Source organism: Pseudomonas sp. KH_027, assembly GCF_057838565.1.
Genome location: NZ_CM174470.1, coordinates 1,237,554 through 1,253,811 on the forward strand (window position 1 = coordinate 1,237,554; position 16,258 = coordinate 1,253,811).

14 protein-coding genes are annotated in these 16,258 nt (G+C 62.8%); 4 read left to right on the plus strand and 10 right to left on the minus strand.

Features of this window, described 5'->3' with window-relative positions:
- Window positions 1-13: 13 nt before the first annotated feature.
- Together AC3IYG_RS05775 and yjeH are read right to left on the minus strand one after the other, a co-directional pair.
- On the minus strand, window positions 14-1,351 hold the full coding sequence (locus AC3IYG_RS05775; RefSeq protein ID WP_489312805.1) for a TAXI family TRAP transporter solute-binding subunit: 1,338 nt from the start codon (window positions 1,349-1,351) through the stop codon (window positions 14-16).
- 222 nt (window positions 1,352-1,573) lie between these two features.
- A complete protein-coding gene (yjeH, locus tag AC3IYG_RS05780) occupies window positions 1,574-2,851 on the minus strand; it encodes an L-methionine/branched-chain amino acid transporter (RefSeq protein ID WP_489312806.1) in 1,278 nt (425 codons plus the stop codon).
- 131 nt (window positions 2,852-2,982) lie between these two features.
- Here yjeH and AC3IYG_RS05785 point away from each other — a divergent pair, with 131 nt between their 5' ends.
- The 3 genes from AC3IYG_RS05785 to AC3IYG_RS05795 are packed head-to-tail and all read left to right on the plus strand — an operon-like array spanning window position 2,983 to window position 8,083.
- The gene (locus AC3IYG_RS05785; RefSeq protein ID WP_489312808.1) at window positions 2,983-3,402 is read left to right on the plus strand and encodes an Lrp/AsnC family transcriptional regulator; all 420 of its coding nucleotides are present in this window, start codon (window positions 2,983-2,985) and stop codon (window positions 3,400-3,402) included.
- An 8-nt stretch (window positions 3,403-3,410) separates the two neighbouring features.
- Window positions 3,411-4,631 (plus strand): exonuclease subunit SbcD, encoded by a 1,221-nt coding sequence (gene sbcD, locus AC3IYG_RS05790; protein WP_489313846.1) that lies wholly within the window; start codon window positions 3,411-3,413, stop codon window positions 4,629-4,631.
- A complete protein-coding gene (locus tag AC3IYG_RS05795) occupies window positions 4,628-8,083 on the plus strand; it encodes an SbcC/MukB-like Walker B domain-containing protein (RefSeq protein ID WP_489312809.1) in 3,456 nt (1,151 codons plus the stop codon). Before sbcD ends, AC3IYG_RS05795 begins: the two co-directional genes overlap by 4 nt.
- A gap of 49 nt (window positions 8,084-8,132) precedes the next feature.
- Here the strand turns inward: AC3IYG_RS05795 and AC3IYG_RS05800 are convergent, their stop codons facing one another.
- Entirely contained in the window at window positions 8,133-8,867 is a 735-nt protein-coding gene (locus AC3IYG_RS05800; protein ID WP_489312810.1) for a substrate-binding periplasmic protein, read from the minus strand.
- Window positions 8,868-9,103: 236 nt separating this feature from the next.
- Between AC3IYG_RS05800 and AC3IYG_RS05805 the strand changes: the two genes are divergently transcribed.
- The gene (locus AC3IYG_RS05805) at window positions 9,104-9,751 is read left to right on the plus strand and encodes a glutathione S-transferase (protein ID WP_489312811.1); all 648 of its coding nucleotides are present in this window, start codon (window positions 9,104-9,106) and stop codon (window positions 9,749-9,751) included.
- Between the two features lie 3 nt (window positions 9,752-9,754).
- Here AC3IYG_RS05805 and rlmF read toward each other — a convergent pair whose 3' ends face one another.
- From rlmF to AC3IYG_RS05840, 7 genes are all read right to left on the minus strand, one after another.
- Window positions 9,755-10,774, minus strand: a complete 1,020-nt coding sequence (rlmF, locus tag AC3IYG_RS05810; protein ID WP_489312812.1) for a 23S rRNA (adenine(1618)-N(6))-methyltransferase RlmF — start codon at window positions 10,772-10,774, stop codon at window positions 9,755-9,757.
- Between the two features lie 60 nt (window positions 10,775-10,834).
- Complete coding sequence (locus AC3IYG_RS05815) at window positions 10,835-11,401, minus strand: VTT domain-containing protein (protein ID WP_489312813.1); 567 nt, start codon at window positions 11,399-11,401, stop codon at window positions 10,835-10,837.
- 53 nt (window positions 11,402-11,454) lie between these two features.
- Complete coding sequence (locus AC3IYG_RS05820) at window positions 11,455-11,751, minus strand: winged helix-turn-helix domain-containing protein (protein ID WP_489312814.1); 297 nt, start codon at window positions 11,749-11,751, stop codon at window positions 11,455-11,457.
- A 34-nt stretch (window positions 11,752-11,785) separates the two neighbouring features.
- Entirely contained in the window at window positions 11,786-12,247 is a 462-nt protein-coding gene (locus tag AC3IYG_RS05825) for a hypothetical protein (RefSeq protein ID WP_489312815.1), read from the minus strand.
- Window positions 12,248-12,384: 137 nt separating this feature from the next.
- Window positions 12,385-15,231 (minus strand): valine--tRNA ligase, encoded by a 2,847-nt coding sequence (locus tag AC3IYG_RS05830; protein WP_489312816.1) that lies wholly within the window; start codon window positions 15,229-15,231, stop codon window positions 12,385-12,387.
- Window positions 15,232-15,347: 116 nt separating this feature from the next.
- The gene (locus tag AC3IYG_RS05835) at window positions 15,348-15,785 is read right to left on the minus strand and encodes a DNA polymerase III subunit chi (protein WP_489312818.1); all 438 of its coding nucleotides are present in this window, start codon (window positions 15,783-15,785) and stop codon (window positions 15,348-15,350) included.
- Between the two features lie 9 nt (window positions 15,786-15,794).
- The gene (locus AC3IYG_RS05840) at window positions 15,795-16,214 is read right to left on the minus strand and encodes a DNA polymerase III subunit chi (RefSeq protein WP_489312819.1); all 420 of its coding nucleotides are present in this window, start codon (window positions 16,212-16,214) and stop codon (window positions 15,795-15,797) included.
- Between the last annotated feature and the right edge of the window lie 44 nt (window positions 16,215-16,258).

Below are 16,258 nucleotides of genomic sequence, written 5' to 3' on the forward strand. Positions count from 1 at the left end.
GAGGCGCGCCAGTTTACCCGACCTGCTCGGCATTGGTCGCCCGTCTGCGTTGCAAGGCCTGCAATCGCTCGATCATGTAGCGCAGGTGCATGTGCAACTCGTACAGCTCGTTGGAGTAGGACAGCGGCACTTCGACCCGCGCCAACTCGTCCTCCAGCTGTTCGAGGCGAGTGATTTCCGCACTCAGGTCGCTGGCCAGCTTGCCCTTGTACAGTTGCTGGTCGATCTCGCGCAGGTGCTTGTACCAGCGATAGATGCGCGCGCGGATACGCCACTGGTAGATCGGCCCAATGGCCTTGAACAGCGGGAACAGCAATACCAGCAGTGGGATGGCCAGGATGATGTAGCGGTCGGCCAGCGAAGCGATGCGAAAGGGCAGGTAGCGCTGCAGAATCGGCAGGCCCTTCTTGTAGTAATAGTCGGCTTCGTCCTGGGTATGCAGGGATAACGGTGGCGGGGCCGGGTAGCTGCCGGCGGGGTCGAGCAGGCTACCGTTCTTCAGCACGGTTTTGGCTGCCTCGAGAATCAGTGCGGTGAGCGAGGGGTGGAAGTTCTCGCCGGCCACCAGGGTGGCCATCGGGCCGAGGGTGACGATGTCGTGGTCGGGGGTGTTGCGCGCCATGTCGAGCATGCCTTCGCCGACCTCCAGGCGGCTGAGGTAGGGCAAGCGCGCCAGGTAGGCGGTCGTGCGTCGCAGGCTGACCAGGCGCAGCTGCGGATCCGCTGCCAGGCGCTGGATCAAGGCGTTCTCCGCCGGGCCGACGAAAAAGGCGGCGTCCAGCTCTCCGGCGATCAGGGCATCGGCGGCGCGACTGCCGCCCAGCGCCTGCCATTGCTTGGGGTACTGCGCCGCCTCGATGTGATTGGCTGCGAACAGGGCGGCGGTCACCGCCTGGGTGCCGCTGTCCTGCGAACCGATGGCCAGGCGTAGTTTCATCAGGTCGGCGAGGCGTCCGAATTTGATTTTTTTGCCGGTGAACAGCCACAGCGGCTCGCGATACATCACGCCAAGGCCACTGAGTTTTCCTCGTACGTCAGCGGTGAGGCTCAGCTCCTGACCGCTCTGCACCAGGGCCAGCTCCACCTCGCCCCGGTCGAGCTTGTTCAGGTTGTCCTGGGAGCCTTGGCTTTCCACCAGTTCGAGGGTGAATCCCTGCCGCTCCAACTCGGCGCGCAGGCGCTCGCCAAAGGCGTGATAGCCGCCACCGGTGGCACCGGTGGCCAGGCGTGCGTGCATGGGCGGCGGCGGGGCGACGAAGTAGAACAGTGCGCCGACCAGGGCAGCGACCACCGGGACTATCCACAGGTTGGTCAGCAACATGATTTTCAAGTCGCGGAGGATACGGCGCATTTAGCTTCCTTTCAGTCTACGGCTGGCTCCGATCTGCTGCGCGTCAGCGATACAGCGTTAAAACCAGGTGTTCAATGCTCATTGGCTACAGCCAACTGCGCTGGCAAACCTGGTTTTACCTTGTCTCGCTTTAGCTCGCCAGAGCTTGAGCGTTCTTAACCATAGAGCGTAACTGTCGAAAAGGATTGTGGCCGATCTCAATGTGCGAGTTAGGTCGCGGGTTTAGCGTGTTGCAGTGGAACCCTCAGCCAATCGCCGCAAACGCTGGGTGCGGGCGTAATCAAGCAGCGCGAGCACTGCCAGTAACCCCAGGGCATACCAGGCATCGACACCCAGCAGGATCAGCACCAGCCCGCAGAGCAGGGCGCTGAACCCGGCCAGCCAGCGCCACAGCCCTTTGAGCAGCACCCAACCGGCGGCCATGCTGAACAGGTAAATCAGCACGAAGTTGCCGTTGGCGTAGCGGATCAACTGGTCGACCGACAGTGACAAGCCCGCCGCCACTGTGGCGCACAGGGCGCAGCACAGCACCACCAACAGCAGCGCGCGCGCCGGCACGCCATGGTGATTGCGCCGGGCCAGGCTATGCGGCAGTTTGCCCTCGTCGGCCAGGCTCCAGATCAGTCGGGCGAAGCCCTGGACATAGACATTCATCGAGGCGAAGCAGGCCAGGTAGCCGATCAGCGCGCTCAGCCAGCGGGCCTTGGCGCCGAGCAATTGGTCGAGCATACGCGGCAGCGAGGCGGCATCGGTGTTCACATCGCCATAGGTATGGAAGCTCAGCACGGCGACCGAACAGGCCCAATACACCAGGCCGGCGAGCAACACACCGAGCAGCAGGGCGAGGGGGAAGTCGCGCTCGGGGCGTTTGAATTCTTCGCCCATATGGGTGAATGCCTCGATGCCGACGAAACACCAGAACATCACCCCCAGCGCTGCCGGCAGCAAGTGCCAGGAACCCTGCAGCGGCGGCAGTAACGGCTGGTTGGCGTGGGGTAGATCGCCGAGCCACCAGATCAGGCCAACGGTGCCGATAATGGCCAGGGCGATGGCGCCCTGCACCAGGCCCGAAGCCTTCGCCGGACGTTGTCCAAGCAGCAACATGGCGGCCAAGGTGGCGAGCTGGATGGCCAGCGCCTGGCCACGGCCGATATCGAACAAGGCCTGCCAGAACCCGGTGGCGATGTTCAGTGCCGCCGGCAAACCGACCGGTAATACGGCGAGGAACAGCAAGGCGCTGACGCGCTCCATGCGTGGGCCGAAGGCGCGGCCGATCAGGTGCGGCGCGCCGCCGGCGTGGGGGAAGTGACGGCCCAGCTGGGCGAAGGTGAAGGCCACCGGCAGCACCAGCACAATCAGCCACAACCAGGCCCACAGCGAAGCCCCGCCGGCGACTGTGGCGGCGAGGGCGGGCACGACGAAAATACCGGTGCCGAGCAGCGATGTGCTTAACAGGCCGATGCCCTGCAACAGGCTCAGTTCTTGGTTCAGGCGGCTCATGATGTATGCTCGTGCGATCCTTCGTAGCCCATGTTAAGCCGCCCGCCGGCTGAGCGTTCCCGGTGAATTGCCGGCATTGCCCGGCAAAACGGCGGAATTACCCGTCAATCTGTTTTGCGTGAGATCCCCGAGTGGACAAGTTCGATCAACAGATCATCGCCCTGTTGCGTGCCGATGCCCGACTGGCCGTCAGCCAGATCGCCCGTGAAGTGAATCTGTCGCGTTCCGCGGTCAGCGAACGCATCCGGCAACTGGAGCAGAACGGTATCATCCAGGGCTACCACGCCCGTGTCGTCGAGCCTGAAGGCAGCGCGGTGAAAGCCTATCTGGAGCTGTTCTATACCGGCGGGCGCTGCGAGAACTATGTCGAGCGCATGCGCGCGTTTGTCGAGGTTCGGCGTTGCAGCGGCATCAGCGGTGAGACCGATATGCTGGTGTATATCGAAGCGCCGTCGATGCAGCGCCTCAGCGAAGTACGCGGCGAGATCGAAAACTTCCCCGGCATGCAGAAGGTCAAGACCCATGTGCTGGTCAAGGACTGGCAGATGTGAGCAAGACCATGCGTATTCTGCACACCTCCGACTGGCACCTTGGCCAGCACTTCATGGGTAAAACCCGCCAGGCCGAACATCAGGCCTTCATTGTCTGGTTGATCGAACAATGCACGGTGCATCGCGTCGATGCGCTGATCATCGCCGGCGACATCTTCGACACCGGCGCGCCACCCAGTTATGCCCGTGAGCTGTACAACGAATTCATCGTCGCCCTGCGCGCCAGCGGCACGCAGCTGGTGGTGCTGGGCGGCAACCATGATTCGGTGGCCATGCTCGGCGAGAGCAAAAGCCTGCTCGCGCATCTGAATGCGCGGGTAATTCCCGGTGTCTGCGCGGATCTAGCCGAGCAACTGCTGGTGCTCAATACCCAGGATGGCGTACCGGGTGCAGTGCTCTGCGGCATCCCCTTTATCCGCCCGCGCGACGTGCTGCAAAGCCAGGCCGGGCAGAGCGCACAGGACAAACAACTGTCGCTGCAGGAAGCCATTCATCAGCATTATCAGCAACTGTATGCCCTGGCCGAAGCCAAGCGCGATGAGCTGGGCGGTGACTTGCCGATCATCGCCACCGGCCACCTGACCACCGTCGGCGCCAGTGCCAGCGAGTCGGTGCGGGAAATCTACGTCGGTGCGCTGGAGGCCTTTCCCACCAGCGCTTTCCCGCCCGCTGCCTATATCGCCCTCGGCCATATTCACCGGCCGCAAAAAGTCGCTGGCCTGGAACACATCCGCTACTGCGGTTCACCGATTCCACTGAGTTTCGATGAAGCCAAACAGGACAAGGAAGTGCTCTTGGTGGCGTTCGCCGGCCGCGAGCTGAAGAGCATCGAGGCCTTGCCGGTGCCGCGCTTTCAGCCGTTGTTGTCAGTGCGCGGTTCATTGAGCGAGCTGCAAGGCGCCATCGCCGAAGTGGCGAAGCAGGGCAGTGCCGAGCGCCCGGTATGGCTGGAGGTGCAGGTCAGTGCCGATGATTACCTGAGCGATCTACAGGTGCGCATTCAGGCCATGACCGAGGGGTTGCCGGTCGAGGTGTTGCGTATCCGTCGCGAGCGCGGCAATGCGCAAGCGAGCTTGCAGACCAACGCCAAAGAAACCCTGGATGAGCTGAGTACCGACGACGTGTTCGCCCAGCGCCTGAGTAGCGAAGCGTTGGACGATGCCTTGCAAACCCGCTTGCAGGGCCTGTACCGCCAGGTGGTTGGCGAGTTGCAGGAGGGCAAGGCATGAAAATTCTCAGCCTGCGCCTGAAGAACCTCAACTCGCTGAAAGGCGAATGGAAGATCGACTTCGCCGCCGAACCCTTCAAGGATAACGGCCTGTTCGCTATCACCGGGCCCACCGGCGCCGGCAAAACCACGCTGCTGGATGCCATCTGCCTGGCGCTCTATCACCGCACGCCGCGCATGAGCACGCTGTCGGCCGGCAGCAACGAGCTGATGACCCGGCACACCGCCGATTGCCTGGCCGAGGTCGAGTTCGAGGTCAAAGGCCAGTGTTACCGCGCCTTCTGGAGCCAACGTCGCGCCCGTGACAAAAGTGACGGCGCCTTGCAGGCGCCGAAGGTCGAACTGGCACGCATCGATGCGGCGAACGGCGAGGGCAGCATCCTCACCGACAAGATCAACGAAAAGTACCGCCTGACCGAAAGCCTCACCGGTCTGGACTTCGAGCGTTTCACCAAGTCCATGTTGCTGGCCCAGGGGGGCTTCGCCGCCTTTCTCGAAGCCAACGCCAACCAGCGCGCCGAACTGTTGGAAGAGCTGACCGGCACCGATATCTACGGGCAGATTTCCCAGCGGGTCTTCGAGCAGACCCGTGAAGTCAAAATCGTGCTCGATCAGCTGCGCGCCAGGGCCGATGGCGTCGAACTGCTAAGTGACGAACAACGACAAAACCTTGAAGGCGAAGCGCAGCAACTGAGCAGTCAGGAAACGACCCTCAGTAGCCAGCAACAGCAGCTACAGCAGCAACGCCAGTGGTGCGATGAGCTGGCCAAAGCTGCCAGCCAGCAACAGATTGCCCACCGCCATGAACAACAGGCACAACAAGCACTGAGCGCCGCCCAACCGCAACTCGAGCAACTGGCCGCCAGTGCCCCGGCGCTGAAACTGCAACCCAGCCATAGCGCCTGGCAGCGTGCGCAGCAGGCGGTGAATCAGGTCGAACAGGTGCTGGCGCAAACCCATGGGTTGCAGCGACAGGCCAGGCAAACTATCAGCGCAACACTCTGGCAGGCCAGTCAACTGAGCCAGCAGATCGCCATGGTGCGGCAACGGGCTTTGACGCAACTGAGCGAGCAGCGGCAAGCACTGGAAGCCCAGCTTGAGCAGCATCCGCAGCGCAGCCAATTGGGCGAGCAATTGGGCACTTGGCGTGCGCAATTGGCGGCGCGCAAAGCGCTCGGCGAGGCCCTGCAAACGCAGACCGATAAACAGCAACAAAGCCTGCAGGCCGGCGCGGCGTTGGATCAGCAGTTGCGGGTATTGACTGCCGAATTGGCCACGGCGCAATCGAGCCTGAGCACGGTGCACAGCCATGAGCGCGAGCAGCAGGCGTTGTTGGATCGTCTGTTGGCCGGCGACTCGGCACAAGGCCAGAACGAAACGGCATTGCGTGAAGAATGGCAAAACCTGCTGGCCCACGGTCATGGCCTGGAGCGCCTGGAACTGATCGCGCAGCAGCGTCAGCAATTGGCGCAACAAGCCAGTCAACTGAATGCTGCACTCACTGAGCAAGCTCGCCAGCAAGCTGAAAAAAACCTGGCGCTGCAGAACCTGCGCGAGCAGTACAAAGACCTGCAGCAACAGGTGCGCGACAAGGAAAAGCTGCTGGAGCAGGAGCAGCGTATCCAGGCCTTGGAGGTCTACCGGGCGCAACTGCAACCGCACGAAGCCTGCCCGTTGTGCGGCTCGCTGGAGCACCCGGCGGTCGCGGCTTATCAAGCGCTGGACAGTTCCGACACACAGAAGGGTTTGCTGGCGAAGAAGAGCGAACTCGACAACATGCGCGATCAGGGCGAAGGCCTGAAGAGTGAACTGGCCACCCTGAACGAACGCGTCGAGCAGCAGACCCAGCAATTGCAACGCGGCGAACAGGAGCGCCAACAACAGGCCGAGCGCTGGCAGCAGCACTGCCAGGCTTTGGGCATCGAGTTGCACGATGCACCGGCACTCACCGCGCATAAACAGCAGCACGTCAGCCAGCTCGACAATTTGCAGCAGCGGCTTGCACAGCTGGAAACGCTTAAAACCGCTCTGGACAGTGCCCGCACCGCACGGCAGCAGGCGGAAAAAACCTGCAGCGAAACCGAGCAGAAGCAGGCGCTGCTAGCCAAGGATCAGCACAGCAACCAGAGCCAACACAGCGAGATCGGCGCGCGCCTGCACCAACTCCGGCATCAGCAGGCCGAGCAGGATGCCGCACTCGACAGCGCGCTCAGCGCGATGGGTTACAGCCTGCCGGAAGACGGTGTTGCCTGGCTGCAACAGCGCGAACAGGAATGGCAGCTCTGGCAGCAACAGCAGAAGCAGCGTCAGCAACTGCAAACCGAGCAGCGTGAGCTGGAATACCAGCTGAATGCTGCCCGCGAAGTGGCGGTGCTCTGGCAGCAACGTTGGGATCAACAAGGCCAGGCACCGCTGCCAGCGCTGGCACCTTGCAACGATGCGCATGAGCAACTGCCCGCCGTTGAAACGCAGTACGGCGCGGCGCTGAACTTGACCAGCGAGCTACTGGGTAAACAGCAGGCGCTGAGTGCGCAACTGAGCCAGGAACAGGCCCAGCTGCAGCACCAGCAGCACGCCTGGAACCGTGCACTGGCGCTCAGTCCCTTCGCCGATGAGCACAGCTACCGCGCTGCGCTGCTGACCGATGAGCAGCAACTCGAGCTGTCGAGCCTGCAAGCGCGCCTGGAAAAAGCCCTGACCGAAGCCCGGGCGCTCAAAGCGTCCAGTGAGCAGGCGTTGGCGCACTTGCAGGGCGCACCGCAGACCGAACTCAGCCGCGAGCAAATCGAAGAGCTGCTGCTAAACCTCAACGGCAAAATCAAAAATCTGACCCACCGCCAGGGCGAGATTCGCGCCCAGTTGCAGGGCGACGAGCAGCGACGGCAGAGCCAGCAGGCGCTGTTCAACGAGATCGGCGCGAAGGCGGGCGAGTACGACCTCTGGCAGCACCTCAACGGCCTGATCGGCTCGGCCGATGGCGCCAAATACCGCAAATTCGCCCAGGGCCTGACCCTCGATCACCTGGTCTATCTGGCCAACCAGCAACTGCAGCGTCTGCACGGTCGCTACCAGTTGGCGCGTAGAAGCAGCGGCGAACTGGAGCTGGAAGTGCTCGACACCTGGCAAGGCGACGTGGCGCGCGACTGCAAAACCCTGTCCGGTGGTGAGAGCTTCCTGGTCAGCCTGGCGCTGGCGTTGGCGCTGTCCGACCTGGTCAGCCACAAGACCAGCATCGACTCGCTGTTTCTCGACGAAGGTTTCGGCACCCTGGACGGCGAAACCCTGGAAGTCGCCCTCGACGCCCTCGATGCCTTGAACGCCAGCGGCAAGATGATCGGCGTGATCAGCCATGTCGAAGCGCTGAAGGAGCGCATTCCGGTGCAGCTGAAAGTGCACAAGGCGGTGGGGATGGGCTATAGCTCGCTGGACAGGCGCTTCGCGGTCGGCGGGTAGGGGCGGCTACAGCCGGGGACGCACGCGTAGGCTGGTGTTGTGCGCGTTGCTACTGGGCCTGGCTGATCTCGGCGATCAGCGCCTCGGAATAGGTACCGCGATAGTAGGCGCCCAGGGTGCCGTCGCGTTTCATGCCGTTCAGGGTCGCCTGCCAGCGTTGCACGATGTCATCGGGAGTGCCCAGCGAGAAGGCGATGTAGAGGTCCAGGGTGGCAACGTCCAGAACGGACACCAGCTCATCCGCTGCAAGCTTCTGTTCCTGTGCCAGTGCGTCTTTTTCAATATCACTGGATAACCACAAGTCGACTCTGCCGCGTAGCAGCATGTCCAGGCACTGCGCGGACAGTACCGGTTGGTAGAGGTTGCTGAAGCCCTGCTGCAGCAGGTAATCGCCCTTGCTGTCGCCGATATAGGCGCAAAGGGTCTGTACCTGACGCGCCTCGTCCAGGTGGCGCAAGGGTTTTGCGTGTGCCTTGTGATCGTAAAGGCCCCAGCGGATGCGCTTGATCGGCCCCACCCATTTGAACAGCGCCTCCCGCTCGGGCGTGCGCGCGGTTTCGAACAGCGCGACCTGCGGGCCGGCCAGGGTGTAGTCGTAGGCGCGCTTCCAGGGCAACAGTTCGATCTCGCCCGGGTGGCCAACCCGGCGCATCAGTTCGCTCACCATCTCGGCCGTGGGGCCGGTGACGCGCCCGGAGGCATTCAGGTATTCACCCGGTGGCGAGTGCTCGGTCAGCACCCGGACTTCGGCCTGTACCGGCAGCAAGCCACTCAGCGCAGACAACCACAGCCAGCAGAGACCGCGCTTTATGCGTGATGACGGCGTGTGAGCGCGGAGGTGACTGGCGAATGCAGCATGAGTGTTTGTTTCTGAACCCATGACTCACCTATCGAACGTATTGGCGGGCGCAGCTGGCTGGATTAACCAGGTGAAGGCTAACAGAACAGCGGAATCCGGCGCTTCGAATTAAAGTGGCGGCTAACGATTATTTTCAACCCGCACCCCGAGCGCACTGCAACATGCCCCTGCCGATCCTCTATTCGTTTCGCCGCTGCCCCTATGCCATGCGGGCCAGAATGGCCTTGCTCTACGCCGGTTGCCAAGTCGAGCTGCGTGAAGTCAGTTTGCAAGGCAAACCAGCCGAGATGCTGGCCCGCTCAGCCAAAGGCACGGTGCCGGTGTTGATCGGCAGCGCGGGCGAGGTGCTCGAACAAAGCCTGGAGATCATGCACTGGGGGTTGGCCAGTCATGATCCGGCTAACTGGCGGTTAACCGATACGCCGGAGCGCTATGCCCAGGCGGCTGAGCTGATCCGCGAGAACGATCAGGTGTTCAAGCAGCATCTGGATCGTTACAAGTACGCGGTGCGCCATCCCGAGCAGGCGCCCGAAGATTACCGCGCTCAGGGCGAGGTGTTTCTGGCGCGGCTGGAGGCCCGGCTAAGCGTGCAGCCATATCTGCTGGGGCCGCAGTTATGCATCGCCGATGTCGCCATCGCGCCTTTTATTCGGCAATTCGCGCATGTGGACAGCGCCTGGTTCGCGCAAAGCCCGTACCCGAACCTGCAGCGCTGGCTGGATGAGTTTTTACAGTCGGCGCTGTTTACCGCGGCGATGCGCAAGTTTCCACTCTGGCAGCCTGAGCAGGCACCGACCTTGCTGGTTTAGCGCTCAGTCCTGGCTGGGTGCCGCCCAGCAGGCTTTGCGCCAGGCGCGGCGCTGATTCTTGTCGAGGAAGGTCCAGGCGATAAAGCGGCTTTGCTTCTGCCCCTGTGCCATGTCGACCACGCGGATATCGCAGGCTCCCAGCGCTTTCAATGCTTCCTGCATGGCCGGCAGGTTGCTGGCCTTGGACACCAGCGTGCTGAACCAGAACACCTGCTGGGCGAAGCCTGCGCTTTCTTCCGCCATTCGCGCGATAAAGGCCGCTTCACCACCTTCACAGTGCAGTTCTGCGCCTTGACCGCCGAAGTTCAGCTCGGGCAGCTTGCGGCTCGGGTCGAGCTTGCCGAGGTTCTTCCATTTGCGCTGGCTGCCGCGCCGGGCCTCGTCCAGCGAGGCATGGAAGGGTGGGTTGCACAGGCTGAAGTCGAAGCGCTCATCCGTGTCGATCAGCCCCTGGAAGATACGCCCCGCGTCGGGCTGACGGCGCAGTTCGATGGCATCCGCCAGTGGCGGGTTGGCCTTGAGGATGGCGGCCGCCGAGGCCAACGAAACCGGGTCGATATCCGCGCCAACGAACTGCCAGCCGTAATCGTGCTGGCCGATCAGCGGGTAGATGCAGTTGGCCCCCACACCGATATCCAGCCCACGAATGCCGGCGCCACGCGGGATCACGCCATCATGGCTGACGCCCAGCAGGTCGGCCAGGTAGTGCAGGTAGTCGGCGCGGCCGGGGATCGGCGGGCACAGGTAGGCATCGGGAATATCCCAGCCATGAATGCCGTAGGACTGTTGCAGCAGCGCGCGGTTGAAGGCTTTGACCGCTGCCGGGTCGGCGAAGTCGATGCTCTCTTTGCCGTACGGATTGACGATCACGAAAGCGGCCAACTCCGGGCTGCCTTTGATCAACTGCGGGAAGTCATAGCGGCCCTGATGACGGTTGCGTGGGTGCAGCAGAGCCTTTTTAGCGCTCGCCGCTTCGCCCGAGGTTTTTTTCGCGGGTGTTTTGCGGGGCGGTTGGCTGGGCATGGTGAGCGGGTCCGGAGTTGCGATGGCAGGCGGGCATTATTCATAACCCGCGAGCTTTGGCTAGGTAATGTGCAGGGCCTTGCCAAGGTAATCGAAGAACAGGCAGTACAAGGCAATCGGTACTGGCAGGCCGAGCAGGGTGCCGGTCAGGTAGTGGCGAAAGCGCACACCGCTGAGACTGAGGGCGTAATTGAGCGCCGGCACGGTCTGGAACAGCAAGCGCAGCAGGGCAATGCTCAGTACCGGTCGTTCATTGAGGTGGGCGATGATGCGCTGCGCTAATTGGCTGTCCAGTTTGCGCAACGCATCGCCGCCGAGCAGGCGAATGATGAAAAAGGTACTGCAACAGGCAAAGGTCGCGGCCAGGTAGGTGGCCAATCCACCCCAGATGCGCCCGAGGGCCAGCACGGCTGCGGCGAGGAAGATCCAGCCGGGAATCTGGATCAGGTTGCCCAGGGCGAACAACAAAGCAAACAACAGCAGGCCGCTGACTTTGTGCTGCAGCAGGGTGTCATGCACGTATTGCAGGCTCAGGTGCTGGCGCAGGCCGCTGAACTGGAAAATCGCCAGCAGCAGCGCGAGGAACAGAATCACCAACAGCAGGCGTTTGTACTGGAGGACCGCCATTAAGGCTCCTGCGGTGATCATCGGCAATTGCAATCAGCACCGCTTGGATACGTTCAGGGATAGCCAAGCACAGTTTTGATCTGTCGCAGGTTGGCGGCGATCCAACCTTTGTCGATGGCGCCCCAGTTGCGGATCACATAGTGGCCGGCATTGTTGCGCTCGCCCGCGCCCTGCTCGAAGTGGCAGTCGATATCCAGGTCGGCCAAGGCCAGCAAGGTATCCTGGGCCGTGCGTCGCGGCATGCCGGTGGCTTCCACCAATGCCGGCACGCTGACGGCGCCGCCACTGTCGATCAGCCAGGCGACGTACAGGCGGCGGTAAAAACTGCTTTTGGTTTTGCTGACGTCCATGGTTGCTCCTGGGTCCGTGCGGTTGCAGGTTAAATCAGGGGCTCAGTTGAGCATCGCGCTTGCGCAAGGCGCGGTGGCGACTGGCGAAGAACAGGTGCAGGAAGCCTTTCATCACGAAGCTGGCGAACAGCGGCTCGACGGTCAGTTGATCGACCACGCGAGTGCCGGACGCCAGTGGCTCGAGGCTGCGCTGATGGCGCCAGAGGCGTGTGCCGGTCATCGGCGACTCTTCGATAAAGCCGCTGCCCGGGGTGAGTTCGCGCAATGTCAGGCGCGAGGTGCCAATCGGCAGGCAGCCCAATAGCCAGAGCCAACTGGTAAACAGCGGTTTGCCGGGCTGCAAGTCGGGGTCTTCGAGGTTGCGGATGCCCTTGGGAATACTCATCCACAGCCAAGGTCGCATTTCGGCGCGCAGGCTATGCACGTCGGTGATCCAGCGCCAGACCTGTTCGGGACTGGCCTTGAGGGTGGACTCGAAGCGCAGGGAAATCGGCATGGGCGTGTGTTCCTGCAAAGACAAAGGCGTGCAATGTCGCTTACTTAAGCATGGGAACGCGCTTTTTATCCCTTCACCCCCAGCCCTCGCCCGTAAATGGGAGAGGGCGCTAAATGGCCCGATAGCGCTGGAAGTGCTTACAAACTGGCGATGCGCTCGCGTTGCTCGTTGAACTTGCCGACGGCCTGTTCGGCCTCAGCGAGTTTGGCGCGCTCCTTGGCGATCACTTCCGCCGGCGCCTTGTCGACGAAGCTGGCGTTGCTCAGCTTGCCGCCAACTCGCTGCACTTCCTGGCTCAGACGCAGGATTTCCTTGTCCAGGCGCGCCAGTTCGGCGTCCTTGTCGATCAACCCGGCCATCGGCACCAAGACCTGCATCTCGCCGACCAGCGCGGTGGCGGACATCGGTGCTTCATCGCCCTGCGCCAGGACGGTGACGGTTTCCAGTTTGGCCAGCTTGTTCAGCAGCGGCGCGTTTTCGTTCAGGCGGCGTTGGTCTTCGCTGCTGACGTTCTGCAGGATCACGTCGATGCGCTTGGCCATGGAGATATTCATCTCGCCACGGATCTGCCGCAGGCCGAGCATCAGTTGCTTGACCCACTCGATGTCGCCTTCTGCGGCGGCGTCGATGCGGCTTTCGTTGGCCACCGGCCAGGCCTGTAGCATGATGGTGTCGCCGCGCTTTCCACCTTGAAGGCATCCGGCTTGCGCCTTGATCCGTTGCCAGATTTCTTCGGTGATGAACGGCATGAACGGGTGCGCCAGGCGCAGAATCACTTCCAGCACGCGGATCAGCGTCCGGCGCGTGCCGCGCTGGCGTTCGATGGGCGCGCTCTCGTCCCACAGCACCGGCTTGACCAGCTCCAGGTACCAGGCGCAGTACTCGTCCCAGATGAACTCGTAGAGCGCTTGCGCGGCCAGGTCGAAGCGGAAATTGTCCAGCTGGCGGGTCACTTCCAGCTCGGTGCGTTGCAGCGCCGAGATGATCCAGCGGTCTACCGAGGACAGTTCCACCGGCTCGCCATTGACGCCGGTGTCCTGGCCATCGGTGTTCTCGATGACGAAGTTGGCAGCATTCCACAGCTTGTTGCAGAAGTTGCGATAACCCTCGACGCGGCCCATGTCGAACTTGATGTCGCGACCGGTCGAAGCCAGCGAGCAGAAGGTGAAGCGCAGGGCGTCGGTGCCATAGCTGGCGATGCCTTCGGGGAACTCGGCGCGGGTCTGCTTGGCGATTTTCTCCGCCATTTTCGGTTGCATCAAGCCGCCGGTGCGTTTCTCCAGCAGGGTGTCGAGGTCGATGCCGTCGACGATATCCAGTGGGTCGAGCACGTTGCCCTTGGACTTGGACATCTTCTGGCCCTGGCCATCGCGCACCAGGCCATGCACATACACGGTCTTGAACGGGATCTGCCCGGTCAGGTGGGTCGACAGCATGATCATCCGGGCGACCCAGAAGAAGATGATGTCGAAGCCAGTGACCAGCACGTCGGTCGGGTGGAAGGTTTTCAGCGCTTCGGTCTGCTGCGGCCAGCCGAGGGTGGAGAAGGTCCACAGGCCCGAGCTGAACCACGTGTCGAGGACGTCATTGTCCTGGCGCAGGGCGGTGTCGCCGAGGTTGTGCTTGGCGCGCACTTCGGCTTCGTCGCGGCCGACGTAGACGTTGCCGGCTTCGTCGTACCAGGCCGGGATGCGGTGGCCCCACCAGAGCTGGCGGCTGATGCACCAGTCCTGGATGTCGCGCATCCAGCTGAAATACATGTTCTCGTACTGTTTGGGTACGAACTGGATGTCGCCGTTTTCCACCACTGCGATGGCTTTTTCCGCCAAGGGTTTGGTGGCAACGTACCACTGGTCGGTCAGCCAGGGCTCGATGATGGTGCCGGAGCGGTCGCCTTTCGGCACTTTCAGCGCGTGGTCGTCGACCTTTTCCAGCAGGCCGAGGGCGTCCAGCGCCGCGACTACCTGCTTGCGCGCGACAAAGCGATCGAGCCCGGCGTAATCGGCCGGCAGGCGCGCGTCGAACTCGGCGTTGACGCTGCCATCGAGGTTGAACACCTGGGCCGTGGCGAGAATGGCGGCGTCTTTATCCAGCACGTTGATCAACGGCAGGTTGTGGCGTTTGCCGACTTCATAGTCGTTGAAATCGTGGGCTGGGGTGATCTTCACGCAGCCGGTGCCGAACTCCGGGTCGCAGTATTCGTCGGCGATGATCGGGATGCGGCGGCCCACCAGCGGCAGCTCGATGAACGTGCCGATCAGCGCCTGGTAACGCTCGTCTTCCGGGTGTACGGCGACGGCGCTGTCACCGAGCATGGTTTCCGGGCGGGTGGTGGCGACGATCAGGTAGCCCAGGCCATCGGCGGTCTTGGCGCCATCGGCCAGCGGGTAGCGCAGGTTCCACAGGTGGCCTTTCTCGTCGTGGTTTTCCACTTCGAGGTCGGAAATTGCCGTGTGCAGCTTGGTGTCCCAGTTGACCAGGCGTTTGCCGCGGTAGATCAGGCCGTCTTCGTGCAGGCGCACGAAGGCTTCCTTGACCGCTTCCGAGAGGCCGTCGTCCATGGTGAAGCGCTCGCGCGTCCAATCCACCGAGGAGCCGAGGCGGCGGATCTGCCGGCTGATGTTGCCGCCGGACTGCTCCTTCCATTCCCAGACTTTCTCCAGGAACTTCTCGCGGCCGAGGTCGTGGCGGCTCAAGCCTTCTGCGCCGATCTGGCGTTCCACCAGCATCTGCGTGGCGATCCCGGCGTGGTCGGTGCCCGGCTGCCAAAGCGTGTTGCGGCCCTGCATGCGGCGGAAACGGATCAGCGCGTCCATGATCGCGTTGTTGAAGCCATGGCCCATGTGCAGGCTGCCGGTGACGTTCGGCGGCGGGATCATGATGGTGTAGGGGGCGCCGGCGCCTTGCGGAGCGAAATAGTTCTTCGACTCCCAGGTTTCGTACCAGGAAGTTTCAATGGCGTGGGGCTGGTACGTCTTGTCCATGCGGGGCGGGACCCTATTTGGCAGCTGATCGGAAAGCCGGCAAGTATAGCGGGGATGAGCTTCACGGCGTAAGGCGGATAACGCGCGGCGTCATCCGCCGTGACGGCTGGCTGGGTTCAGAACTTGCGCGGTGGCAGCAGGCGGGTCAGGCGTGCTTCCAGGCGGCGCTTGAGTTCGGCCTCGATCTGCGGCACGAAATCGTCGATGACATCCTGCAGGATCAGCTGCGCCGCGGCCCGCAGCTCGTTATCCAGGCGCAACAGTTCGCTGGTGCTGCTGGTGCCGGAGTGGCTTTCAAGAACCGTCTGTTGCACCCGCTCGGTGAGGGTTATCGGCTGTGGGGCGGGGGCGGGCGTGGCAATCGGGCCGGGGCCGAGCGGTGTCGGCGGCGCGCCTGGCGCGACGATGTCGGATAGCAGTGGAATCTCGCCCAGTTCGATGGAGTCGGTGAGCAGCGGGGGTTCCAGGCCATCGTCGCCGGCCAGGAATTCGCGGATCGACTCGAGGTCATCCAACAGGTGGGTGGGTTTTTGCGGTGGTTTTGGCGTGTCCATGGGTTAAGGCTACAGTTCGACTCGTTGCGGGTCATAGCCCAGCTGACGATAGGTACGGAAATTCTCACGCGAGCTGTGCAGTTGCTCGGGCTCTTGATTGACGATTTCAATCACCCGGCCGAAGCGTTCGACGAACGGCGACAGGCTGGGGTCGAGGTTGATCAGCAGGCCCGCCTGCTGCGCCGGCTCATCGTTGAGCCCGAGCACCACGGGCGCCTGCGGGTCTTCCCGATACAGGCTATGGGGCACGAACGTCTCGGCCTTGAAGCGCCAGAGCAATTCGTCGACCTGCGCACACTGCGTCTCGTCGGCGCAGCGAAGGAACACCGGCATGCCGTGGCGCCAGGCCTTGCTGGCCAGCTGGCAGGCGGCGCGCAGGCGATCCGCGGGGTTGGCCGAGGACAAGACGTAGAACTCGACGCGAGTCATTTGCGGCCCTCGATGCCGCTGCGCCGGCTCATGCTGCGCTGCAA

What these genes read in the sequence shown, in the direction of transcription:
- AC3IYG_RS05795 (WP_489312809.1), top strand. Translation starts at nt 4,628, where the DNA reads ATGAAAATTCTCAGCCTGCGCCTGAAGAACCTCAACTCGCTGAAAGGC.
- AC3IYG_RS05835 (WP_489312818.1), bottom strand. Translation starts at nt 15,785, where the DNA reads ATGGACACGCCAAAACCACCGCAAAAACCCACCCACCTGTTGGATGAC.
- AC3IYG_RS05825 (WP_489312815.1), bottom strand. Translation starts at nt 12,247, where the DNA reads ATGCCGATTTCCCTGCGCTTCGAGTCCACCCTCAAGGCCAGTCCCGAA.
- AC3IYG_RS05775 (WP_489312805.1), bottom strand. Translation starts at nt 1,351, where the DNA reads ATGCGCCGTATCCTCCGCGACTTGAAAATCATGTTGCTGACCAACCTG.
- sbcD (WP_489313846.1), top strand. Translation starts at nt 3,411, where the DNA reads ATGCGTATTCTGCACACCTCCGACTGGCACCTTGGCCAGCACTTCATG.
- yjeH (WP_489312806.1), bottom strand. Translation starts at nt 2,851, where the DNA reads ATGAGCCGCCTGAACCAAGAACTGAGCCTGTTGCAGGGCATCGGCCTG.
- rlmF (WP_489312812.1), bottom strand. Translation starts at nt 10,774, where the DNA reads ATGCCCAGCCAACCGCCCCGCAAAACACCCGCGAAAAAAACCTCGGGC.
- AC3IYG_RS05805 (WP_489312811.1), top strand. Translation starts at nt 9,104, where the DNA reads ATGCCCCTGCCGATCCTCTATTCGTTTCGCCGCTGCCCCTATGCCATG.
- AC3IYG_RS05840 (WP_489312819.1), bottom strand. Translation starts at nt 16,214, where the DNA reads ATGACTCGCGTCGAGTTCTACGTCTTGTCCTCGGCCAACCCCGCGGAT.
- AC3IYG_RS05815 (WP_489312813.1), bottom strand. Translation starts at nt 11,401, where the DNA reads ATGGCGGTCCTCCAGTACAAACGCCTGCTGTTGGTGATTCTGTTCCTC.
- AC3IYG_RS05830 (WP_489312816.1), bottom strand. Translation starts at nt 15,231, where the DNA reads ATGGACAAGACGTACCAGCCCCACGCCATTGAAACTTCCTGGTACGAA.
- AC3IYG_RS05820 (WP_489312814.1), bottom strand. Translation starts at nt 11,751, where the DNA reads ATGGACGTCAGCAAAACCAAAAGCAGTTTTTACCGCCGCCTGTACGTC.